The organism is Nostoc sp. MS1 (genome assembly GCF_019976755.1).
Taxonomy (GTDB): Bacteria; Cyanobacteriota; Cyanobacteriia; order Cyanobacteriales; family Nostocaceae; genus Trichormus.
Window position 1 is genome coordinate 6,837,903 of the sequence record NZ_AP023441.1, and the last position, 23,387, is coordinate 6,861,289.

At 40.7% G+C, this 23,387-nt stretch carries 17 protein-coding genes and 1 pseudogene; 6 read left to right on the top strand and 12 right to left on the bottom strand.

What is annotated here, in order from left to right; genetic code table 11:
• Positions 1 to 56: 56 nt before the first annotated feature.
• From trpC to NSMS1_RS29660, 3 genes are all read right to left on the bottom strand, one after another.
• On the bottom strand, positions 57 to 902 hold the full coding sequence (gene trpC, locus NSMS1_RS29650) for an indole-3-glycerol phosphate synthase TrpC (protein ID WP_224088581.1): 846 nt from the start codon (positions 900 to 902) through the stop codon (positions 57 to 59).
• Positions 903 to 1,443: 541 nt separating this feature from the next.
• Complete coding sequence (locus tag NSMS1_RS29655) at positions 1,444 to 1,689, bottom strand: HetP family heterocyst commitment protein (protein ID WP_224088583.1); 246 nt, start codon at positions 1,687 to 1,689, stop codon at positions 1,444 to 1,446.
• Positions 1,690 to 1,806: 117 nt separating this feature from the next.
• The gene (locus tag NSMS1_RS29660; protein WP_224088585.1) at positions 1,807 to 3,987 is read right to left on the bottom strand and encodes an anthranilate synthase; all 2,181 of its coding nucleotides are present in this window, start codon (positions 3,985 to 3,987) and stop codon (positions 1,807 to 1,809) included.
• 1,697 nt (positions 3,988 to 5,684) lie between these two features.
• On the opposite strand from NSMS1_RS29660, the gene NSMS1_RS29665 reads away from it, so the two are divergent.
• Positions 5,685 to 6,551, top strand: a complete 867-nt coding sequence (locus tag NSMS1_RS29665; protein WP_224095391.1) for a DNA-binding response regulator — start codon at positions 5,685 to 5,687, stop codon at positions 6,549 to 6,551.
• Here NSMS1_RS29665 and NSMS1_RS29670 read toward each other — a convergent pair.
• The 5 genes from NSMS1_RS29670 to NSMS1_RS29690 form a co-directional block, all read right to left on the bottom strand.
• Positions 6,548 to 6,862 carry a DUF3082 domain-containing protein gene (locus NSMS1_RS29670; RefSeq protein ID WP_224088587.1) on the bottom strand — a complete coding sequence of 105 codons (315 nt, stop codon included), beginning with the start codon at positions 6,860 to 6,862 and terminating at the stop codon, positions 6,548 to 6,550. The two genes, NSMS1_RS29665 and NSMS1_RS29670, sit on opposite strands and share 4 nt — an antisense overlap.
• An 86-nt stretch (positions 6,863 to 6,948) precedes the next feature.
• Positions 6,949 to 7,896: a 4-(cytidine 5'-diphospho)-2-C-methyl-D-erythritol kinase gene (ispE, locus tag NSMS1_RS29675; protein ID WP_224088589.1), complete on the bottom strand. Its 948-nt coding sequence runs from the start codon at positions 7,894 to 7,896 to the stop codon at positions 6,949 to 6,951.
• A gap of 58 nt (positions 7,897 to 7,954) precedes the next feature.
• A complete protein-coding gene (rsmA, locus tag NSMS1_RS29680; RefSeq protein WP_224088598.1) occupies positions 7,955 to 8,821 on the bottom strand; it encodes a 16S rRNA (adenine(1518)-N(6)/adenine(1519)-N(6))-dimethyltransferase RsmA in 867 nt (288 codons plus the stop codon).
• Between the two features lie 400 nt (positions 8,822 to 9,221).
• Complete coding sequence (gene metK / locus NSMS1_RS29685; RefSeq protein ID WP_224088600.1) at positions 9,222 to 10,406, bottom strand: methionine adenosyltransferase; 1,185 nt, start codon at positions 10,404 to 10,406, stop codon at positions 9,222 to 9,224.
• A gap of 61 nt (positions 10,407 to 10,467) precedes the next feature.
• Entirely contained in the window at positions 10,468 to 13,458 is a 2,991-nt protein-coding gene (locus tag NSMS1_RS29690; protein ID WP_224088602.1) for a cation-translocating P-type ATPase, read from the bottom strand.
• Between the two features lie 433 nt (positions 13,459 to 13,891).
• On the opposite strand from NSMS1_RS29690, the gene NSMS1_RS29695 reads away from it, so the two are divergent.
• Positions 13,892 to 14,335 (top strand): pyridoxamine 5'-phosphate oxidase family protein, encoded by a 444-nt coding sequence (locus tag NSMS1_RS29695; protein ID WP_224088604.1) that lies wholly within the window; start codon positions 13,892 to 13,894, stop codon positions 14,333 to 14,335.
• A 610-nt stretch (positions 14,336 to 14,945) separates the two neighbouring features.
• Entirely contained in the window at positions 14,946 to 15,458 is a 513-nt protein-coding gene (locus tag NSMS1_RS29700; protein ID WP_224088606.1) for a hypothetical protein, read from the top strand.
• 91 nt (positions 15,459 to 15,549) lie between these two features.
• On the opposite strand, the gene NSMS1_RS29705 is transcribed toward NSMS1_RS29700, so the two are convergent.
• The 3 genes from NSMS1_RS29705 to cobS form a co-directional block, all read right to left on the bottom strand.
• Positions 15,550 to 17,016 (bottom strand): aldehyde dehydrogenase family protein, encoded by a 1,467-nt coding sequence (locus NSMS1_RS29705; RefSeq protein WP_224088608.1) that lies wholly within the window; start codon positions 17,014 to 17,016, stop codon positions 15,550 to 15,552.
• A gap of 364 nt (positions 17,017 to 17,380) precedes the next feature.
• Complete coding sequence (locus NSMS1_RS29710) at positions 17,381 to 17,863, bottom strand: peptidoglycan-binding protein (protein ID WP_224088609.1); 483 nt, start codon at positions 17,861 to 17,863, stop codon at positions 17,381 to 17,383.
• Positions 17,864 to 18,323: 460 nt separating this feature from the next.
• On the bottom strand, positions 18,324 to 19,079 hold the full coding sequence (gene cobS / locus NSMS1_RS29715; RefSeq protein WP_411908653.1) for an adenosylcobinamide-GDP ribazoletransferase: 756 nt from the start codon (positions 19,077 to 19,079) through the stop codon (positions 18,324 to 18,326).
• Positions 19,080 to 19,192: 113 nt separating this feature from the next.
• Between cobS and NSMS1_RS29720 the strand changes: the two genes are divergently transcribed.
• On the top strand, positions 19,193 to 20,401 hold the full coding sequence (locus NSMS1_RS29720; RefSeq protein WP_224088611.1) for a NupC/NupG family nucleoside CNT transporter: 1,209 nt from the start codon (positions 19,193 to 19,195) through the stop codon (positions 20,399 to 20,401).
• Here the strand turns inward: NSMS1_RS29720 and NSMS1_RS29725 are convergent, their stop codons facing one another.
• Positions 20,402 to 20,806 (bottom strand): hypothetical protein, encoded by a 405-nt coding sequence (locus NSMS1_RS29725; protein ID WP_224088613.1) that lies wholly within the window; start codon positions 20,804 to 20,806, stop codon positions 20,402 to 20,404.
• Between the two features lie 330 nt (positions 20,807 to 21,136).
• Here NSMS1_RS29725 and NSMS1_RS29730 point away from each other — a divergent pair.
• Together NSMS1_RS29730 and NSMS1_RS29735 are read left to right on the top strand one after the other, a co-directional pair.
• Positions 21,137 to 21,241 (top strand): annotated as a pseudogene (locus tag NSMS1_RS29730) (Uma2 family endonuclease); the annotation flags it as partial.
• A gap of 117 nt (positions 21,242 to 21,358) precedes the next feature.
• The gene (locus NSMS1_RS29735; RefSeq protein WP_224088620.1) at positions 21,359 to 23,365 is read left to right on the top strand and encodes a glycoside hydrolase family 10 protein; all 2,007 of its coding nucleotides are present in this window, start codon (positions 21,359 to 21,361) and stop codon (positions 23,363 to 23,365) included.
• Positions 23,366 to 23,387: the final 22 nt, after the last annotated feature.

Consider the following 23,387-nt stretch of genomic DNA (forward strand, 5'->3'; position numbering starts at 1 on the left):
GTAATTGATACTACAATCTGTCCTCAACCCATTCCTGACGACTACCCGACATTTTTTTACTTTTTACCGCCTCTAAGTAAATCGTGTACAGCCATCTCAATATTTTCTTCTTTAATTAAAGATTCTCCTACTATTACAGCATTTGCGCCAGCTTGGGCTATTAAAGATAAGTCGGTGTGGGTATATATTCCCGACTCGCTGACGACGGTGATACCTAAGTCTTGCAGTTGCGATCGCCTAGCCGCTAATAAGTTTTGTGTATTGCTGATATCAATGGTTAAATCCTCTAAGCTTTGGTTGTTAATCTCAATGAGGCGAACGTCGTCGAGTTTAAGTATTCTATCTAGTTCGTCTAAGCTGTGAACTGCTATTAAAGCATTCATCCCCAAATAGTGAATGATGCGTAAAAAGTCCTGTATCTCTCTATCTGTAAGAATGGCGGCAATTAATAGTATGGCATCTGCCCCAGCTGCTCTTGCTAGATAAATTTGGCAGGGATCAATGATAAAATCTTTGCATAATATGGGTAATGATAGTCTTTGGCGGATAGTGTGGAGAATTTCCCAACTGCCATGAAAAAATGAACTATCTGTGATTACCGATAGACAAGCTGCGCCACCCCTTTGATAAGCTTTGGCGATCGCCACTGCATCGAAGTCTGCACGAATAATACCACAATTGGGTGATGCTTTCTGAATTTCTGCAATTAAACTAGGCTTATAGGGATTTTGCTGTAAGGCTGTTAAGAAATCGCGTACTGTTGGCGCACCAGTTAATTGACGTTGTAAAGAAGCCAATGACATCTGTTTATGTAATTGAGTTACTTCTTGCTTTTTCTGCCATACAATCTCTCTAATAATTGGTTGCAGACGGTTAGTATAAATAGCACTGGGATACATCATAACTTGTTACAAGTCTGGAGATGGGGTAATGAAAAAGGTGTATGGGTATAGGTTTAAAACCCTTACACCCAGTCTTAACAAACAATTTTGATGTGTAATACCAATTCAAAATTCAAACTTTGCAAAGATTTCAAAGCTTGTATCTGATGCTCAATTTTGGAGAATTGGTACAATACCGATTCAAAAAATCTTGGCAACACATTCATTATCTGTAGGGGTGTACAAGGGTACACTCCTACCCAGATATCTGTCGCATTCGGTTTTTAAATTAGCGATCTGTGGATTAGCTGTAGATTTGTTGGGAATTTCTCTGTCTTCCCAACAATCAAGATGCAGGTATTCGATGCAAAGGAAATTTTTTTCAGAACATATTCTCCCTACTCTTTTTCATATAGAGTAGGGATTGCTATAGGAATCTGATTTGATTATTGAAATTACTCGTGGCGAGAGGGAATAGGGAACAAAAATTGTACTAAGACTGTTTCAGAAATCAAATATAAATCCTATATACCTAAGTTACTATCTCAAATCCTGACGTTTTTTAAATCAATACTTCTTGACTATCTCTTCTGCGTTCTTGATTATCACCGCTTAGGCAGTTATTTTTTATTAATCGAATATAAGTCCGATAAGGTATGTAATCTATGGGGTTATAACCAGAGTAACGCAGGAGCAAAACACAAGCCCAGGAATACTTACCAGCAATGATTGATTTAATTATTTGGTCTACCTGTTCATTATTGATTTTCTTTACATTCTGTGAATTATAAATTTCTTGCTGACGCATAATTTTCCCTGATGATTTTTGATGATGGCAAAGGTGAAAAATTGAATTTATAAAAGGAGGTAGGAGCAGCAAGGGAGAAGCTTTCTCTCCCTTTGTGCTGATGTTTGTCGATGGCTACTAAGAACCAATAGATGCTTCTAAATTTTGTGTGTATCTCTGCACTACATTTTGAATAATGGTCAAACCAACTTCACCTGCTAAAGTCATGATTGATTCTGGGTGAAATTGGACGGCGGCGATGGGTAGTGTTTGATGTTCAATAGCCATGATGACATCATCCTCAGAAACGGCTGTTACTTGGAGTACACTCGGTATTGTTTGGGGTTGGGCAAATAAGGAATGATATCTACCCACGGTGAATGAGACCGGTAAACCTTGAAACAGCACAGAATTAGGTGCGGTAACGGAAATCTTGGCGGTTTTACCATGTTGGGGATAATTAAGTACGCCTAATTCCCCCCCAAAAGCTTCAACAATGCCTTGTAATCCCAAGCAAACGCCAAAAATGGGGATTTGGCGGCGCACAAGGGCTGCAACTATTTCTGGGACGCGGAAGTCGCTAGGTCTACCGGGGCCGGGAGACAATACTACTAAGTCTGGGCGTTCTGTATCAAAGTATGATTCAGCAAAACCATGACGTAGGGTAGTGACGGTTGCGCCTGTGGTGCGGATGTAATTGGCTAGGGTGTGGACAAATGAATCTTCGTAGTCGATGAGGAGGATACGCTTATTCTGGACGATATGAGAAATGCGATCGCTCCCTTTAGTTGACTTTCCTGGAGTATCACGCCCAATAGTGGCAAATAAGGCCGCAGCTTTGGTAATTGTTTCCTGTTCTTCGGCTTGTGGGATGGAGTCATAAAGAACTGTTGCACCCACTCGCACCTCCGCGATGGAGTCCTGTAGACGAATTGTCCGCAAGGTTAAGCCAGTATTCAAGTTACCATTAAAGCCTAAGTAACCCACTGCTCCCCCATACCAACGCCGGGCGCTGCGTTCATGCTGTTCGATAAACTGCATGGCGGCGCGTTTTGGTGCGCCTGTGACTGTCACCGCCCAGGTATGGCTTAAGAAGGCATCTAAGGCATCAAACTCTGGTCTGAGGATACCTTCCACATGGTCTACTGTATGAATTAGGTGGCTGTACAGTTCAATCTGGCGGCGACCAATTACCCTGACTGAACCGGGTTCACAAATCCGCGACTTATCGTTGCGGTCTACGTCAGTACACATGGTTAACTCAGCTTCATCTTTATGGGAGTTGAGTAACTGACGAATTTGTATAGCATCCCCTAAAGCATCTTCCCCCCTAGTAATAGTGCCGCTAATTGGACAGGTTTCCACGCGCCTACCATCAACTCGCACAAACATTTCTGGTGATGCACCTATGAGGTATTCCCCACCCAAATTCAACAGAAAACCATATGGACTAGGATTAATTTGTCTTAAGGTTTGGAATAGTTGAGCGGGTGATTGTTCACAGGCGGTAAAAAAGTTTTGACTAGGAACTACTTCAAACAAGTCACCCCGGCGGAAGTAGTCGAGTGCTTGTTCAACGAGGATGGCATACTCACCTGGTTGATGGTCGGCTGATTGGTTTGGTAGAAGACGTTTACCCCGATAGTCTATGGACTGACCTGTCCTGGGAAGTTGTTCGGTAGTGCCACCTTCTATGGCAAATTCATATTGGAGACGATACGCCTTTTGCAGATAATAGTCTACAACTATGAGTTCATCGGGCAAGTAAAGTACTAAATCCCTTTGGTCTGCGGGACGGGCAATTTGTTGAGGAATGGGTTCAAATTGGAATACTAAATCGTAACCAAATGCCCCATACAATCCTAAATGCTCGTCTTCATCACTGGCGAAAGTCTGGAGAATTTCGCGGATGAGGGTAAAGGCGGAAGGTTGCTTGCTGCGTTCTTCTTCGGTAAAGAACTGTTTTGTGGGCTGAATTTCACCTGTGATGCAGTCATGATTGAGGCTGAGGAATTGTAGTTGCGATTGGGCTGATAATCGTTGTAACAAGGTTGGTAGTAGCACCTGACCACGAGAATTGAGTGAAGAGATGGTAAATGTGTTTTCTCTTGTTGTCAGTTGTATTGGGGGATTGATAAATCCTATAGCCCATCTTTTGTATCGCCCTGGATATTCGTAACTACTGGTAAATAAGCCTCCCCGCACTTGATTTAAGTGAAAGAGAATTTCATCTAGTGCAGTGTCCATTTTCACTTGGCTAGTGTTGCGAGTAACGTGCACATTACCAAGGGTGGTGTAAGTCAAGGATTCGCAGATCATAGTCTTTTCTTTTGTTGTGTGTTGGAGGAGTATAGCGCGAAGACTCACTTTCGTAAGTAGTTCATCACTATTTCACTATCTCAACAAGAAGAGTTTGACACTACAGCATAGGTAAAACAGCACCAATAATCTGCGATCGCTCCCAGATTATCGTCTACAGTTCTTGAAAATAGGGGTGAATTTAACTAATTACTATTTTGGTTTCCCTAATAAATATCTAGTTAAACCAGCCCCTAAAATATGAACCGTTTTGCAGAAGCAACTTCTTAGCTAAGATTACTCAATATTTGGCATTAAATATACGATCTATTTTTTGATAGACATATCTCTTTTTTCTTCCTTTACCTTTTTGTCTCTTTTTAACTTTAATATTTAATATTTTTTATTATGTTTAACGGCTTAAAATTATACCACATAATAGATAAAATGTTTTTTCTTACTGGCGTTATGTCTCAATACTTATCCCACGAACTTATACAAATCACATGGTTGAAATTTTCTATAGCAGCATTATTTCTAACTGATGTAACAAAGTATTGGATACACAAAGCTAGATTTATGTCTTAAATTAACTATTTATCTCTATAGATTATTGTTAATTTAAGCAGTAAAAATATTGTTATGTAAATTTTTGTTTCTCACTGGTCTTTGAGAATGAGGAGTAGGGACGCAAAGCTTTACGCCCCTACCTATGTGCCTGTATCAGGCATTCCGTGTAATTGTATGACTGGAAGGTTATATGTAAATCCATTGTAGTTTGTTAAAAGGTTATTGTCAGGTTAATAGCATGATTGCACTAGCTTTTTGAGCTTCACTTTTATGGCTAAATCAACTATTGTCAGCTTGTTTGTATTTTAAATCACATTATAAGTTAACAATTTATATGCCTTTTGAGAGATAGCCTGTAAATACTCAGATGGATGATATTAAACGAAGGTATCTCTATTGGCAGATGACTTGGTTTGTTCTCCATAGTTTAATCTCAGTTAAAATAAACTAATCAAAATTAATTTATGATTTAAACTATAAAAATTTTAACTATTATTGAAGCGACAAGATATGGCAATTAATTCAAAGCTAAATATTAAAAATTTTTTAGATAAAAATATTAAATATAAATATTAACTGTTTTTGTCCAGAATTTTAAATGAAGAATTGAAATTTATAGGAACTGGAGAAATACAGAAAATTGGCTGAACCACTAACCTGGAATCACAGGTTAGGTTGTAACCTCTGGTAGCCTGTAAAAATTGCCCAATATGTTTAAGCAAATCATTTGGACTCTTTCTGGAGTTTGATAACCTGTCATTTATACGAAATCAGGGAAGACTTAGCAATGAAATCTCATAAACCAGCCAAAGAGCTTCTGAGGAATGTAAATATTATTTGCTTGACGCAATTAACAATTCAATATTTGATTTAATTATTTAAGACAATGTTAATCTTTAGAAAATTGTCAATGCTTTAATTTTTTTGTTTAAGATATCCTTTTTGGTCTGAGAATTTTAGGTACTATTGATAGCTTGATTAACAGGAGTTAATAAGAAGATGAAATATGCCAATAATCAATTTACGTTAATTACTGGGCGGAATTAGGTGGTATCTACTACCTCTGGGTTAAAGGCATAGGATTTTGATGTATAACCGATACTTTATCTCTGGTAAGTGCAATGACCACCAATTTTAATGATGAAAGAATGTCCCATGAATCATCGAAAACAATTCTAGTAATTGAAGATGAGGCTGATACTCGCAATCTATTTTTAGTGGTGCTTGAGGCTAATGGTTATGATGCCATAGTGGCAGAAAATGGTGTTACAGGGATTCAACAGGCACATAAACATCTACCGGACTTAATTATCTGCGATATTATGATGCCTGACATGGATGGTTATAGTGTTTTAGATACTCTACGCCAAGACCCTTTAACAGCAATTATTCCCTTCATTTTTCTGACGGGAAACCAAGATAAAGCCAGTCTGCGTAAAGGTATGGAGTTGGGTGCAGATGATTATCTTACCAAACCTTCTACCATAGAAGAGATACTCAAAGCGATCGCCACCCGTTTAGAAAAGCAAGCTATCCTGAGATATTGGTATGCAGCGAAATCTCACGAACTTTCCGAAGCTTTGGCTGTAGAGTCTGAGTTAATTTTCCCTACTATTCCCCACCTCAAAGAAGTTTTTGATTACATAGAAGCTCATTATCATCAGGGAATTACATTATCAGATGTCGCTAGTGCTGTGGGTTATTCATCAGCTTATCTTACCAGTAGAGTTTCCAGAGAAACCGGAGATACCGTAAACGGCTGGATATTGAAACGACGCATGGCCGCAGCGCGTCCTTTACTCAAGGATACCAACAAAAGCATTGAACAAATTGCCACAGAGTTGGGTTATCAGAATGCTTGTCATTTCTCTCGCCAGTTCCGTCAATATCACGGTTTACCCCCCAAGGCTTGGAGAAAACAGCAACAGTCTCTCCAGTCTGGTAGAAGCTTGAAGCCACAACTAAATCAAACTTGTCCTCAAACAGAAAGGTGTTTAATTGCTAGTCGGGGTTAATTACTTTTAGGCTTTGTCAACTGCTGTATTAATAACTGTACAGCCAAAGCCAATAAACCAATCGTCACTATCCCAAATATCGCTGTCCCCAAAGCTACTACACCAACTACCAAGGTACGCACGGCAGAGGTTAAGTTGATAACTAACTGATTATCAGAATGGACAGGTTTTTTCGCAAAAGTTATGGCAATAGATATCATTAATTGATATAGAGCATATCCTAGTCCGCCAGACATCGCTGCGCCAGTGATACAGCGTAGGGGAGTTGGCGGAACCTGTGTCGGCGTATCTGTTTGTGGAGTTTGGTTCATAGTTATTAGTTATTAGTCATTGGTCATTGGTCATTAGTCAACAGTCCATAGTTAATTAATGTCTCCCTTGTCTTTTTTCTCTCCTGTTAACTGTCAACTGTCAACACTTTCACCCCATGTGCAATGGTGCGAGTTACAAATAATTCTAAATCTTCGTCGGGGATTGTTTGTCTTACTTGTTGCTTAATTTGTTGGGCTTGTTGTTGAGTTTCGCAAAGTGCAAATACTGAGGGGCCGGAACCGGACATCATGGTTCCTATAACTCCTGGTTGAGATGCAAACAACTCTCGTAGTTGCAAAACTTGGGGATAGGAAGGTAATACTACTTTCTCTAAATCATTATGCAGCTTTTGGGCGATCGCAATCGCATCTTTTTCGAGAATAGCTTTAACTATAGGCCCTGAATGGACTGCGGCGGCACGGGCTGCTAAATCGTTGGTATCGTGAAGATAGGTATGACCATATTCTTGCCGATAGGTTGTATACGCCCAAGCAGTGGAAACTTCCAAGCTGCGATATTTGCCCAATACTATATATATATGATCCAAACTTGGTAAAGGGGAAAGTTGTTCACCCCTACCCGTGGCGATGACTGTTCCACCAGCAACGCAAAAGGGAACATCGGAACCCAAAATAGCACCCAACTCTTCTATTTCCGTTTGAGTAAGTCCCAAGTTCCACAGTAAGTCTATCCCCACCAATACGGCGGCGGCGTTTGTTGAACCTCCAGCCAAGCCAGCCGCTACAGGAATATTTTTATTCAGGGTGATTTCTACACCGCCATATTTGGCGAAGGCTTCAGGAAATTTTGTCGCCATCAGTTCGGCGGCGCGATAGATTAAATTACTTTTATCTGTGGGAACTTGTGGATGGTTGCAATTTACGCGGATAGTTCTATCGTTGATGGAATATATTTCAATCTCGTCAGCTAGGTCGATACTTTGCAATATCATCACTAACTCATGAAAACCATCTGGTCTGTTGCCGATGATTTCTAGATACAAGTTGATTTTAGCAGGGGCGATTAGTTTCATGGTCAGTTATCAGTTGTCAGTTATCAGTTATCAGTTGTCAGTTATCAGTTATCAGTTATCAGTTATCAGTTATCAGTTGTTCTTCTCCCTCATTTCCCTCATCTCCCCTACTTCCTACTCCCACCAAGTTGGCTAACTCTACCCACTGCTGAGTGCTGATGTCTTCTGCTCTAGCTTGGGGGTCTATATTTAATTGTTCCATTAATTGGGTGAGGCGATCGCGGTCAACTACTGATTGCAAATTATTACGTAGCATTTTGCGTTTAGCGCTGAACCCCAACTTTACCAAAGTCTCTAACCTTTTTGGCTCCTGCGCGGGAATTTCTATGGGTCGAGGACGCAAGCGCACGACTGCGGAATCTACTTTTGGTGGTGGGTGAAAGGCACTAGCCGGAACGTGACAAATTAATTCACAATCAGCTAAATACTGTACTCTGACTGATAATGCACCAAAGGTTCTCGATCCTGATTTAGCATATAACCTTTCGGCAACTTCTTTTTGAATTAATAATACTATCGAATCAAATGGTTCGGGGTTGGGGTTGGCGATAGTGCCTAATAGTTTTTCGATTATCGGCCCGGTGATGTTATAGGGGATGTTAGCTACAACTTTATTTTGCTTTTGGAAGTTGGAAAATGCAACTAAATTTGCTGCTAAATCTAGAGTGAGAAAATCACCTTGTAACAGTAAAAAATTCTCTTTCTTCCCTAATTGTTTCGCCAATAATGCACATAAATCTCTATCAATTTCTACTGCTAATAAAGACTCTACCAGAGGTAATAAACGCTTAGTCAGAATGCCCGTACCGGGGCCGATTTCCAATATGCGGTCATTTGTACTACACTCTGCCGCCTTAACGATCGCGTCGAGTACCTTATCACTTTTGAGCCAATGTTGAGCAAAGAGCTTGCGCGGTCGTACCATCAATTTTCCTTACTATATCTAAATCTGAGCATTTTACAAAAAATCCATTTCTTACTTTTTTCTTACTTTTAGCTGCCGATTTTTTGGGCTTTTTGTTAGTTGTTCTATTGACTTTAAGTAATACATGTGGTAAAAGCTATGTGCGATCGCCCGAAAGTATCCGACAATAAAAGTGCTGAAATATCCTCCTCTTATCCATCCTTTGAGAATATTATCAGATGACCTTACTTAAATAATTAACATTCCCCAAACGCACATAAATAAGTAAATAAAAAAACCACCCACAACAAGGATAGAATCTTACTCATTTTAAAATTATTACCACAAGAAAAACTCTCCTCAACTCCTCATATTCCTCTGCGTAAACCTCCGCGTTCCTCCGCGTTTAAAAAACAGACTTTCAAAACACACCCACCTTATCCACTGTCTCCCAAGGTAAATCTATATCCTGCCTTCCCACATGACCATAAGCAGCAAGTTTCCTGTAAAAACCACCCTTAATTAATGATGGTAAATGCCTCAAATTAAACTCCTTAAGTATCCCCGCCAAACGAAAATCAAAATGCTTTTCTAATAAAATCGTGATATCCTCATCCGATATCTTCCCCGTACCAAAAGTTTCTACTTGCACACTCACAGGTCGAGAAAGACCGATAGAATAACTCAACTGCACCTCACATTCATCAGCGAGATTTGCAGCTACAACATTTTTCGCAGCATAACGGGCAACATAAGCACCCACCCTATCTATTCTGATGGGGTCTTTACCACTTAAAGCCGAACCACTGTGCTTAGAATATTCACCGTAGGTATCTATCGCATTTTTTCTGCCAGTTAAACCAGAATGTACCGCCGGGCCGCCAACAATAAAAGCACCATCGGGGTTAATAAATATTCTCGTTTTTTCATCTGGTTGAATTGCTTCATCAGCAAACACAGGATAAATCACAGTCTCTCGAATATCATCCTGTAATTGCTTTAAATCTGGCTTGCCAACTTTATTTTGACTGGCGATGACTGTAATACTATGGATGCGATAGGGACGACGATTTTTATATTCCACTCCCACTTGGGTTTTACCATCGGGAGTCAGGTAACTCAAAATATTTTGTCGCTTCACCTGGGTGAGTCGTTTAGCTAGTTTGTGTGCTAACCATATGGGTAACGGCATGAGGACAGGTGTTTGATGACAAGCGAAACCGAACACCGTTGCTTGGTTGGTGACGGTAATTTGTTCTATTTGGGCATCAGATAATTTTTGTTCATCGAATAGATGATAGGGGTCAGACGGTAATTCCTTTAAGCTAGTCAAGATGCTACAGTTTTTCCCATTGAACTCCATCTGTTCATAACCAACTTGGTCAATTACCTGTCTGGCTATGTTGGTAAAATCGACATTAGTATTAGGTTCAAATCTGGCGGCGATAAACACGATGCCAGTAGATGCAGCGCATTCAGTAATGACTCTAGCGTAGGGGTCTTGTTGTAAAAATCTATCAACGATCGCATCACTAATCTGATCACACAGTTTATCAGGATGCCCCTCTGTGACTGATTCAGATGTAAACATGAAATCTTTTTTCATAATTCACCTTGAGAGTGAGGAGTAATAAATTTCCCTGTCTACCTTGTCTAGCCCCTATCCCTCATCTTTTTTTTTGAATTTTGAATTTTGAATTTTGAATTGTCTTACTTCCTTCATTCACAACTAGAGGTAACAAAGCACTACCACCAATAACTGCACCATCTACTAGACCAATAGAGGTAATCTTCAACAGATTTCTTAGCGGTGGAACAGCTACAGCTACTAATTGCAAGGCAAAAGAACCAGTCACCGCCGCAGTTAAGTAGGGGTTCTTGGGAAGTTTTTCTTGACTAAATATGCTGTGTTTTTCGGAACGGCTGCTAATTGTATGTAGGAGTTGGGCGGTTGTCAGACTCATGAAAGCCAGGGTGCTAGCTTGGGGACTGATACCATATTTGAGGAGGCCGTAACCGTATGCGGCTAGAGTGCCGGCAGATATAGTGGCTGACTCAAAGGTAATGCGGCCGAAATCTGACTTCTTAATTATCGAGTCTTGGGGGTTGCGGGGTGGTTGACTTAAGACATCTGGTTCCGGCGCTTCCATTGCTAGGGATAAGCCAGGGAAAATATCTGTAACTAAATTTAGCCAGAGTAGTTGAATGGCATTTAGGGGTTCGCCAATACCTGCGGCTGTGGCGGTAGTCATGACGATGATTTCACTTAAGTTTGTCGCCAACAGAAAATGCACCGACTTACGAATGTTGTTGTAAATTGTCCTTCCCCGACTCACAGCAATAATCATTGTTTCTAGTCGGTCATCTTCTAAAACAATATCTGCTACTTCACGGGCGACATCGGTTCCCCCCTTACCCATCGCCACACCAACTTGGGCAGCTTTCAAAGCAGGGGCATCGTTAATACCATCGCCAGTCATAGCGACAACTTTACCCGCACCTTGTAAAGCTTGGACGATTTGGAGTTTGTTGCTGGGACTGATGCGGGCAAATACATCTACCTTATCGCTGAGGGCAGTTAAGGCTTCGGGGGTGAGGTTGTTGAGGTTGGTGGAGTCGAGGATTTCTAATTGAGGCGATCGATTTAATTCTAATTCTTTTGCGATCGCATAAGCTGTAGGACTTTGATCCCCAGTAATCATGACTGTATTGATCCCCGCATGGTGGAAGTCGGCAATTAATTCCTTTGCCCCCCTTCTAATGGGATCGGCCATCCCTACCAAACCCAACCAAATCAAGTCTGCTTCATGGTTGCCGTTGTGAGATTCATCTATATGGTTGTAAGCGACACCCAACACCCGCAACGCCTTACCCGCCATGCGGTCATTTTCAATTTCCAAAAATTGGCGGTCTTCGTCGGTTAAAGGGGCGACTTGACCATCCTTCATCCACCCTTGGCACATCTGCGCCACTTCACCAGGGCTACCCTTCACAGCAACTAATTTATGTCCATTATGAGTTTCATGGATGGTACTCATAATATTGCGATTTTCCGATCGCAGGTTCGTTTGTAGTAAGGGATACTTATCTCGTAAAGAAACTGCATCTACCCCAGCCGCAATACTCATGTAAATTAAGGCGTTTTCTGTCGCCGAACCTGTAACTACATACTCACCCTCGGTCTTACTGACTTGGGTTTCATTACACAAAACTGAGACATGAATCAGCTTTAACAGTTCATCGTACATATAGGGGTTGATATTTTCCTGCCCAGCGATGAACTGACCATCGACTACTTTAATTTCCCGCGAGTTGGTGTGAATTTCCACCACCGACATTTTATTTTCCGTAATTGTCCCAGTCTTATCCATGCAAATTGTCTGCACGGAACCCAAAGCTTCCACCGCACTCAAACTACGTACCAGGACGTTATTCCGCCGCATATCGCGGATACCCAAAGCTAAGGTTGTGGTGGCAATTGTTGGTAAACCTTCAGGAACAGCCGCCACCGCTAAAGATATGGATGACTTCAACATCTGCACTATTCCATATCCCCGCAGTAGTCCCATACCAAACACCAACCCGCAAAGACCCATGCCAATAATTACGAGTTGACCACCTACCTCATCTAATTGTCTGGCCAGGGGTGTTTCTGTAACATTGGCTGTACCTACTAGGGTTTGGATATGACCCATCTCCGTGAATTGACCAGTAGCTACAACCGCCGCCAGTCCTTGACCCCCGGTGATGTAGGTTCCCCTGTAGATCATATTTAAGCGATCGCCTAAAGGTACATCTTCCCCAGTCAAAGATGCAGTATTCTTACTAATAGGCAGACTCTCGCCAGTTAAAGCCGATTCATCAATACTTAAATTATCTGCCGCAACCAGTCTGGCATCTGCGGCTATATAACTACCCGGTTTGAGAATTAAAATATCTCCCACCACTACATTTTCTGTAGGAATTTCCTGTGGCTTCCCATCCCGTACCACCCAAGCAGAAGTTTGTTCTTGATGCTTCAAAGAATGAATGATGCGTTCTGACTGAGTTTCCGTAGCGAAGCCAATGACAGCATTCAACCCTACCACACCCAAAATTACCACAGCATCAATCAATCCTCCAGTAAATACCGAAACCCCAGCCGCCACACCCAGCAAAGCCACGGGTAGAGATTTGAACTGGTCAACTAAGATACTTAAACTAGAACGCACCTCCATCTGGGAAAGTACATTTGCCCCGTATATACTTAAATTATTGGCAGCCGCCTCATTAGATAGTCCTGATGAAGAGGTTTTAAAGGTATCTAAAACAGTGTTTGCTGGCATTAAATGCCAAGCTTCCGTTTTTTGCTGTTTACTAGCAGCGATTTGTTTCTTCTTCTTAACAATTTTCCCTGGCTTTTTCGCCCTAACTAGCTGACTGCTCTTGCGATAATTTAATATAACTTCATCAATTAAATAAGCAATTTGCTTGTAATTATATTTTGGCGAGAAAAATACCAAGATATTGCTTGTAGAAATGTTAGCTGAAATATCAATAATTTCCGGTCTATTGATGAGCGATCGCTCCAAATATGCTTTTAGAGATAGGGAACGATAAAGTTCTTTTACCTTATATCTAGCTCTCCCTTTGACATTAGTATGTATTGCTTGAATCACCTCGATAGCAACTCCTGTAACGTTCTGAGCCGATCTAAACTTCTATAATATGTCTGCCTGCAACTAATTATAAAGATTAAAAATAGGGTTTATATTCACAAAAAATGTTAAGAGTTTCAAAGTTATATTCATCACAACTTAACAGATATAATTATCTTCTACATTCTTTTATCAAATCTAGCCTTGGCATTGCATCAACAAAATTTTACTCTGATAGAATATTAACCATATAAAACATTACTTAAATAAATTTATCCATCCATCAGCCTAAAGTCACAAACAACAAATGACAATTAGCTTTTTCTCATCAATAATCTAACTTAGCGATTATTCAAACTACCTCTTTAGTCTGAAGGATTCACTAAATAAAAATGCTAGTAGTAATTAGGTGGCTTGCCAGCCAACATATTCATAACTAACACATACTAAATAAATGACAATTTCTACAGACCGCAATCAACAAATTCAACAGTTGCAACAACTAATTCAAGACATCGATTATGTCATGCTAACTACCATTGATGATGATGGCAGTTTACACAGTCGCCCAATGTACTTTAATGGTGATATTGACACCAATGGCACACTCTGGTTTTTCTCATCTGCTAGTTCTCACAAAACCTTGGAAGTAGAAAACCGTCAACAGGTGAGTGTTAACTTTTCATCCCCAAATCAGCAGCGATTTGTATCTATATCAGGTACAGCAGAATTAGTAAAAGACCGTCAAAAACTTGAAGAAGAATGGCAGCCTGAATTAGAAACTTGGTTTCCCCAAGGATTAAATGAACCCGATATTGCTTTACTCAAAGTGAACATCAATAGAGTAGATTATTGGGAGAATGAATCCAATTTTCATGCCAAAACAATTAGTCTATAAATGATGCAAATATTGATAAGGATGAAGATAGATTTTATCCTTATCAATATATAGAGACATCACTATTTTAATCATATAGATATGCAAGTATGGACTCACATTTGCTTGTTACTACTTATACAGTAATATACTACGGTATTTGCTTTGTTTAAATATAAAGAAAATTTAAGTATTAACCTTGAGGCGATCGCCACAACACATCTTACCTCAATATTCCCAAAACTAACCTGATATCAGGCAGATGGTAAACAGGGAAACTGTTGAACGAAAAAATACCTATCTTAATGATTAACATTAATTGTTTACAATCGACACTCAACAACGTTGCAGAGTAAAAATCTTGTTGTTGTAAAGTTAATTCGTTAGATTATTTATACAAGTATAACTTTTCACTTACTTTACTTAAAAATTCATCCATCGTAGAGTAAGAATAGTTTAAATTTTTTAGAATCATATCAAATTTATTTTGAGGTTTGTTGATTTAGCTTACTACATCAGCAACTTCAGTTAATATTAATCAGGTTTTACTGTTTAGTTGCTCATCCTGACTTAGTAGCTCACTTGGTATTAATTTCAACTCATTCAATAGCTTTTAGCCCTCATTGCTCCCATGCTGACCCATCACCGCAAACCCGTGTGCTTATCACTCATATCAACTGATCTGCCATTCTGGTCAGTTGTGGAAACTGCTGGAACACTATATCAAAAAGATATTGATAGGTTCCATTTATTACTGACTGCACCACCACTAATCACCTGTGAAATAGCTAGTCCCGAAAATCCAGAAGAAAAACTTTTACCTCGTACTAGTAAAGCTTATGCCCCTGCTAGTCCTAGAGTTTTATGGTTAGAAATTTCTCCCTATCGAGTAATTATGACCATGCAAGGTAACGACCAAGTAAGTTATCGTCACTTTTGGGAACAGGGGGTTTATGGTGTAAGTAGGTATTGGTTGCCTACCGAATCATTACAACCAAGCGATCCCATTCGCTTACGAAACTATACCAATAGCTTAAGCCTAAGCGGACACGAACTGCCAGAAAATTTGCGTGTAGAATACGAATTATGGGCAGAAAAAGTTCAATTAGGTCGCTATATTCTTAATTTAGAAATTCAACATTAATTAAAAATCTCCGCCCTGTGTGGGTGGAGATTTTGTCATTGGGAATTGGTAATGGGTAGTTGGTTATTAGTTCCTCATCTCTCACCACTGCTTACAACTTAATAGTCACAGTCTTAACTTCCGTGTACTGCTGCAACCCATATTCTCCTAATTCTCGACCAATACCAGACTGCTTGAACCCACCAAAAGGTGCAGCCGCATCGAATACGTCGTAACAGTTTACCCATACAGTACCCGCGCGGACATTGTTAGCGATCGCATAAGCTTTGGTGATATCCTTTGTCCAGACTGCGGCTGCAAGGCCATACATGGTAGTGTTTGCCCGTTGTATGACCTCATCAATGTCTTTGAACTTGATAATACTCATCACCGGGCCGAAAATTTCCTCTTGGGCAATTTTCATCTCATCGCGTACATCAGCGAACACTGTGGGAGCGATAAAAAAGCCCCGTTCCCCGACGCGATTTCCCCCACATAAAATCTGTGCGCCATCTCGCATCCCCGCCTCGATATAACCCATCACCCGGTCGAATTGTTCCTTATCTACCTGCGGCCCTTGTTGGGTATTGGCATCGAAGGGATCACCAACTACACGCTTCTTAGCTTGTTCTACAGTTCTAGCGACAAACTCGTCATAACATTTCTCCTCCACAAATAGCCGCGAACCTGCACAGCAACATTGACCTTGGTTAAAGAATATCGCATCGTGAGCGCCGGCGATCGCTTCATCAAAGTCAGCGTCAGCAAACACAATGTTGGGACTCTTACCACCCAACTCCAAAGTTACTCGCTTCAGGTTAGTTTTCGCGGCGGCTTCCATAATCAGATGTCCCACCTCAGTCGAACCAGTGAACGCCACCTTATCTACATCCATGTGATGCGATATTGCCGCCCCAGCCGTTGGCCCGTATCCTGATAAAATATTCACCACCCCAGGAGGGAAACCAGCTTCCACAATCAACTCTCCCACCCGTAAGGCAGATAGTGGAGTTTGTTCGGCTGTTTTCATCACCACAACATTACCCGTGGCTAAAGCTGGGGCTAACTTCCACGCCTGCATTAACAAAGGGAAATTCCAAGGGATAATTTGCCCAACTACACCCATCGGTTCGTGACGAGTGTAACAGAAATAAGGCCCATTAATGGGGATGGTCTTTCCTTGTACCTTATCTGCCCAACCTGCGTAGTAACGATAGCAGGCGATGACTAAAGATAAATCACCCAAAGAATCTTGTAAAGGTTTACCGTTGTCTAGAGTTTCTAACCGCGCCAACTCATCAATATTCTGTTCAATTAAATCTGCTAACTTATAAAGCAAATCACCCCGTCTGGTAGCAGATATCTTCGACCATTCTCCATTGAAAGCAGCACGGGCTGCTTTTACAGCCTTATCCACATCCGCCGCATCTGCTTCCGCCACATCGCATATGACATCGCCTGTAGCTGGGTTAATCGTCTCAAATCTTCGACCGCTAACACTCTCTACCCACTCATTGTTAATTAGCAGTCTGGTTGGGCCGACTTTCACCTGTTGTTTTGGTTCCTTCGCTGTAACCATCAGGCCCTCCTCAAGCTATAAAAAAGTTTGTTTAAATCTATATCTTTATGTTTCCTGCTATACAGCAGTTAGCTAGATTTCTTTAGATATTTTTTGTATTTGCTTAATATTACTACGTGAAATATTACTGACAAGAGCAGGCCACTATTAATACTCATCCAAATGAAATATTATTTTATTCCTTAAGTTAGTAGCAGAAAGTTGATGTATAACTTTAGTTGTATTTCTAAAGTATGAGAAAGGTTTTTTTCTAATTAAAAATCAATTGAAAATAATACATTTATTTATAGAATAGACGATTGAAGAAATTCTCAAGACACAATTATAAGATTTACCTATAAATTTGATAGCAAATACTAATAATTTAACCGTTAAAAATAGGTGCATTGCTAATAGCAAACCAAGTGCGATCCCCCACAACACCATCAACCTTTAAATTATTACGCAATTGAAAAGATTTCACGGCTGCTTCTGTAATTAAACCGAAATATCCATCAAGCAATCCTGTATAGTATCCAGTAAGATGTAATCTTTGTTGCAGTAATCTCACCAGTTCACTTTGGCTTCCATATTGAATTATCGGTAAATTAGTCGCCCCGCCTGCGTATAATGAAAGCCAAGTTTTATACTCTACGATCCCAGTATCTAGCAGAAAAACGCGATATTGAAATAAGATTACACCCCCAACAGTCTCCAAATCTAACACCCCATCGATAGGCCCAGAATAACAATAGTACTTGCTTAAAAGCCGTTGTAATTCTTTTACTGCTTCGCCTGTATCACCTTGTTTGAGAGTTGGTTGCTCTTCAGGAAATTTTTGACTAATTTTCTCTGTCATAATGCTCATGTCGGATACTCCAAAATCGTTGTGCTTGAGACAACAAGAATAAAATAGGAAGCTATATCAAAAATTCACTCACTATCATTGATTTTGAACCATCCAACTGGTTAGCCCAATAGCAGGAAGACAAAATATAATAATGGGTCGGCATCATTTTTAACTGTTATTGTTTTAACAGGTAAAGAGCGGAAAGAAAAGATAAAAGCTTAAAAAAAAACCAGTCTAATTTACTTGACACATGATCTGAAGAATAATGCTAATAAGCGCTGATACAGAAAATAGCAAGCCAAATTTATCCCTTGATACAGCACTTCCCGCTATTATGAAATACAATTTTTCTCTTTAACCCTCTCCAGCAATAGTTTTCAGGTTTGAGGATGTACCTCATAGCTGCAGGAAGTGCTGTAAAATAGGAAGATTTTCCTGTAATCAAATCCTGGTTTCAAATGTGTGGCAGAGCAAATTCCTATACCAAAATACTCAGTACACACATAAATAGAGCTTCAGTCCATTCCACAACTGCACCGTAGGTATCGCCAGTGTGTCCGCCTAATTTGTGGTTAAACCAAGCACCGATTAAAGTAGCGATCGCACTCCCAGCAATCACCATCACCATCGGCACGAAGAAATTGTGACCATTGCCAAACCAGAGTAAACCACTGACTGCAAACATCAGCAATAATCCTGGTAATAAATCTTGATAGTTGCGAATAGCTTGTTTATGAAAAGCGCCTTTACCAGTGGGTTTGAGGTAAGGATAGCAGGCGATCGCCACTTGTTGTCCCCAACGTCCCCAACCACAAGCCGCCATCAAAACTAGCCAGCGAAAAGACCCTATATCAGTTAAAGCTGAAGTCTTGAGTAACAGGATGGCGATCGCACTCATCGCCCCAAACGCACCTGTAGCGCTATCTGCCATTACCTCTAACCGCCGTTCCGGGTTTCCCACCGCCAAACCATCAGCCGTATCCATTGCTCCATCCAAATGTAACCCGCCCGTAATAAAAATCCACAGCCCCACTACCAAAGCGCTACGAGTTAATACAGGCATTGCTACATAACTTAAACCAGTATCAACCAATCCTAAAACCCCCCCAATCAATAACCCCACCACAGGCGCAAAACGCGCCACCCCTTGAAAATCCAAACCATTTGTATAAGGTAAAGGAATACTCGTATAGAATAAAACACTCGCCCACAAACCCAACAAAAACCTCATCATCAGCCGCTTCACTCCTCATAAAGACCTCTCCGCGTTAAAAACTCCCGCAAACCTCACAAATCAATAAAATCTCATGTACACTTTTTGACCAAACCACAAAAAACAAAAACCACATGGAACGCGCCATTTCTGCTTTAGGAATTTTAATATTCATTGGTATCTCCTACGCCCTCTCAGTTCGGCGTGATGCAGTACGCTGGCGCACAGTAGCTTGGGGATTAGGTTTAGAATTTGTCTTTGCTTTGATAATTCTCAAAACACCTTGGGGATTAAACGTTTTTAAATCTTTGGGGGATATAGTCAGCAATTTTCTTTCATTCTCAGATGTAGGTGCAAAATTTGTCTTTGGTGATAACTATAAGGATCATCTATTCGCCTTTCAGGTACTCCCAACCATCATCTTCTTTTCTGCCTTCATTAGTGTGACGTACCATTATGGCATCTTGCAAAAAGTGGTAAACGGGCTGGCTTGGGTGATGATGAAGACAATGAGAACCTCTGGTTCCGAGTCTCTATCCTGTGCTGGCAACATTTTTTTAGGGCCGACAGAATCAGCACTCATGGTAAAACCTTATGTCGCCAACATGACCTTATCAGAAATTCACGCCGTGATGACTGGAGGCTTTGCAACCATAGCTGGTGGTGTATTGGGCGCTTATCTTTCCTTTGGCATTCCCCCAGAACATCTAATTGCTGCCTTTTTTATGACCGCTCCCACTTCATTAGTAGTATCAAAATTACTTTATCCAGAAACGGAAATATCGGCAACGGCTGGCAAAGTTCAGATGGATGTGGAGACGAGTTATATAAATGTGATTGATGCTGCTACTAGTGGAGCAATTGACGGTGTGAAGTTAGCAGTCAATGTTGGGGTAATGATTATCGCTTTTTTAGGATTACTCGCCGTGGTCAATGCCCTATTAGGATGGCTAGGTTCCTTTGTTGGATTGGCACAATTATCTTTAGAATGGATGTTGTCTTTTATTATGGCTCCCATTGCCTTTTTTATGGGTGTACCTTGGGCAGATTGCGCTCAAGTAGGAGCGCTACTAGGTAAAAAAACTATTTTGAATGAGTTTCTAGCTTATGTAGATTTAGGCAATTTAATTAAAAGTGGGAAAATTTCTCCTAGAGGCGTAATTATTGCCACTTATGCCTTGTGTAACTTTGCAAATATTGGTTCAATTGGTATTACTATTGGTGGCATGACTGGGATGGCTCCCCAACGTCAACAGGACTTTGCACGTATGGGTGTAAGAAGTATGATTGGCGGATTACTAGCTAGTTTTATTACTGCCTGTATTGCTGGGATACTAATTTAGTTATTTTTTGACATAGCCAAGTTGCCAATTTTGCGGTTGCAACAACTGATTTATTTTGCCTTGAACAATTAAGTTGAGAGCGATACGAGTATTCAAATAACCCTGCATTAAATAGTATCCTTGCTTGCGAGGAATGCCAGCAAGGAAATTTTGCTTTACAGGTACAAGTCCCCCACAATGAATAGGTTCTCCAGGGATTTTTAGTCTAAATAAATATTCATGTTGATAACCATTGGGAATCTGAAATACAGCATATGTATGATGCTGACCATGCCAGGGCTGAATAACTATCTTTTCAGGATATGTATAGTATTTAGCATTCTTTGTTTGAAAAAATCCATAGGGCATATTGCAGCTCATAACAGGCGATCGCTCTAACTTATCGGAGATAAAAGATACGCCCATTACCCCAATTAAACTCAGGGCAAAGAATATGTATAATAAAGACTTTCTTAGCACTTATTATATCCCTACATTACTTCTGTTTGCTATTTTAGCTATTAATAAAAAAAGTAATCGAGCATAGATTTACTCAAAATTCTAGGATTTTATGCTACTGATTAGATTTACAAACCTCATAATCCCCACATACCATACTTCACTAAATAATCAGGACAAATTTACTACAGGCTGCTGTAAAATACTTGATAAATTAATATCTGAATAGTGCAAGCATGAAAAAAGATAGGGCAAACAAGTAAGAGCAATGAGCTACGCACAGATAAACGGCAATAAATTACAATTCCAGCCTTACGTAAACTAGTAACCTTTGAAGATTTTGCAGCGTGGCGACCCGAAGGTGGAAGATATGAGTTAAATAATGGCGTAATTGTTAAAATACGAGATCGCCATTTTTACTAAATATGAAAATTTACCCGCTATTCAAGTAGCGATCGCTTTCAGCTTGCTAGATTAACATGGGATATCTACAATCAAGCAAGCTAGCAGCAAATAACAATGGTATCTACTACTACACGCTTCTCGGATACTCAAAACCATTGGGCGAGTTTATTCATTGAAGCCTTATCTAAACGGCGAATTTTGAATGGGTATGCTGATGGGACTTTTCGCCCTAATAACCCAGTTAACCGTGCTGAGTTCGCCGCCATAATTGCCGCCGTCTTTAATCTATCAGTCAAACGTCCGTATATCAACTTTACGGATATTCCTGCCAACTTTTGGGCGGCTAGTGCAATTAAAAAAGCTTATGAAACCGGATTTTTAAGTGGTTTCCCTGATAAGACCTTCCGTCCAGGTAATCAAATTTCCAGGGGTGATGTTTTAGTATCTCTGGTGAACGGCTTGGAAATTGCCAGCAAAATTAAACCAGATTTACTAGACAAATTGCCGCAAATATACCAAGATGCAGATACTATTCCAGGCTATGGCAGAAATCAAATTGCGATCGCCACTAGTGCAGGTTTAGTTGCTAGCTTTCCCAATACCAAATTACTCAACTTTGGCAATGCTACTACCCGTGGTGATGTAGCCGCAATTATCTATCAAGCTCTAGTCTATCTCGGTCAAGCAGAAAAGATTCCCTCTGCTTATTTAGTTGTACCGCCAACATCTACATCCACAGTCAGAGTCAGCCATACCAGAGAGTTTCGCGGCGCTTGGATAACCACAGTGTGGAATAGTGACTGGCCTTCCAAAGCTGGACTTTCAACAACTCAGCAGCAAGAGGAGTTAGTAGCAATTCTTACTCGGTTGCAACAGTTAAATTTCAACGCCGTAATTTTGCAAGTGCGTCCAGAAGGGGATGCTTTGTATGCTTCTGAGTTGGAACCTTGGAGTGCTTGGTTGACTGGTACACAAGGTAAAGCCCCAGAACCATTTTATGATCCTTTACAGTTTGCGATCGCTGAAGCCCACAAACGCAACCTAGAAGTTCATGCTTGGTTCAACCCCTACCGCGCCAAAACTACAATCAAAAGTGGGACTAACGTCCGTCCTCATATAGCCGTAACCAATCCAGAAGTAGTTTATCAATGGGGGAATCAACTGTGGATGGACCCTGGAATAAAAATTGTCCAAGATAGGGCTTATAACGTCATCATCGATGTTGTGCGCCGTTACGATATAGATGCAGTCCACCTTGATGACTATTTCTATCCCTACCCCATCCAAGGACAGTCTTTCCCCGATGATAAAACTTACGCCGCCTATAAAGCAGCCGGGGGACAACTTAGCTTAAGCGACTGGCGACGGCAAAATGTGGATCAAATGGTGCTGCGTCTGTCCCAAGGCATTAAAGCTACCAAACCTGATGTAAAATTTGGTATTAGTCCCTTTGGCATATATCGCCCTGGACAACCAGCAGGAATCACAGGCTTAGATGCTTATAGTGTATTGTATGCCGACTCCAAGAAATGGTTAGAACAAGGTTGGGTAGATTATTTAGCACCTCAACTATATTGGCGTACCGACCAAACCAAGCAGAGTTATCCTGTACTGTTGAAATGGTGGACAGACGTTAATTCTGGACGACGACACATTTACGCAGGTAACAATATCGAACAACTTGATGGTAAAGCTTGGAAAAGTGAAGAGATAGAAAAGCAAGTCAAGATTAGCCGCAACCAAGCACCAGACTTATCACTAGGTAATATCTTCTTTAGTGTCGGTTCCATCATTGAAAACCGCCAAGATATCTCCGACACCTTCCAAAACTCCCTATATTCCAAACTTGCCTTAGTACCCACAATGTCTTGGCGGGATACAACACCACCACCACCGCCAAAAGAATTGCAAGTCAACAACCGCAAACTCAGTTGGCAACCAGGAGATAACCAACCTGTGCGTTCCTGGACACTTTACCGCCAAAGTGATTCCAACTGGACAATACAGCGAGTGTTGTCAGCAGGTACAACATTCGCCACAGTCCAACCAGGAACCTATGCTGTATGTGCAGTAGATAGGTTAGGAAATGAGAGTCAAGGTGTAGTTATTAGTGTTAGTTGACAGTTGACAGTTGACAGTTGAC

Coding starts and splice junctions, on each gene's coding strand:
- NSMS1_RS29660 (WP_224088585.1), bottom strand. CDS start 3,987: ATGATCTGCGAATCCTTGACTTACACCACCCTTGGTAATGTGCACGTT.
- NSMS1_RS29700 (WP_224088606.1), top strand. CDS start 14,946: ATGCTGACCCATCACCGCAAACCCGTGTGCTTATCACTCATATCAACT.
- NSMS1_RS29665 (WP_224095391.1), top strand. CDS start 5,685: ATGTCCCATGAATCATCGAAAACAATTCTAGTAATTGAAGATGAGGCT.
- NSMS1_RS29720 (WP_224088611.1), top strand. CDS start 19,193: ATGGAACGCGCCATTTCTGCTTTAGGAATTTTAATATTCATTGGTATC.
- NSMS1_RS29705 (WP_224088608.1), bottom strand. CDS start 17,016: ATGGTTACAGCGAAGGAACCAAAACAACAGGTGAAAGTCGGCCCAACC.
- rsmA (WP_224088598.1), bottom strand. CDS start 8,821: ATGGTACGACCGCGCAAGCTCTTTGCTCAACATTGGCTCAAAAGTGAT.
- NSMS1_RS29735 (WP_224088620.1), top strand. CDS start 21,359: ATGGTATCTACTACTACACGCTTCTCGGATACTCAAAACCATTGGGCG.
- NSMS1_RS29710 (WP_224088609.1), bottom strand. CDS start 17,863: ATGAGCATTATGACAGAGAAAATTAGTCAAAAATTTCCTGAAGAGCAA.
- NSMS1_RS29695 (WP_224088604.1), top strand. CDS start 13,892: ATGACAATTTCTACAGACCGCAATCAACAAATTCAACAGTTGCAACAA.
- ispE (WP_224088589.1), bottom strand. CDS start 7,896: ATGAAACTAATCGCCCCTGCTAAAATCAACTTGTATCTAGAAATCATC.
- NSMS1_RS29670 (WP_224088587.1), bottom strand. CDS start 6,862: ATGAACCAAACTCCACAAACAGATACGCCGACACAGGTTCCGCCAACT.
- cobS (WP_411908653.1), bottom strand. CDS start 19,079: ATGATGAGGTTTTTGTTGGGTTTGTGGGCGAGTGTTTTATTCTATACG.
- metK (WP_224088600.1), bottom strand. CDS start 10,406: ATGAAAAAAGATTTCATGTTTACATCTGAATCAGTCACAGAGGGGCAT.
- NSMS1_RS29655 (WP_224088583.1), bottom strand. CDS start 1,689: ATGCGTCAGCAAGAAATTTATAATTCACAGAATGTAAAGAAAATCAAT.
- NSMS1_RS29725 (WP_224088613.1), bottom strand. CDS start 20,806: ATGGGCGTATCTTTTATCTCCGATAAGTTAGAGCGATCGCCTGTTATG.
- trpC (WP_224088581.1), bottom strand. CDS start 902: ATGATGTATCCCAGTGCTATTTATACTAACCGTCTGCAACCAATTATT.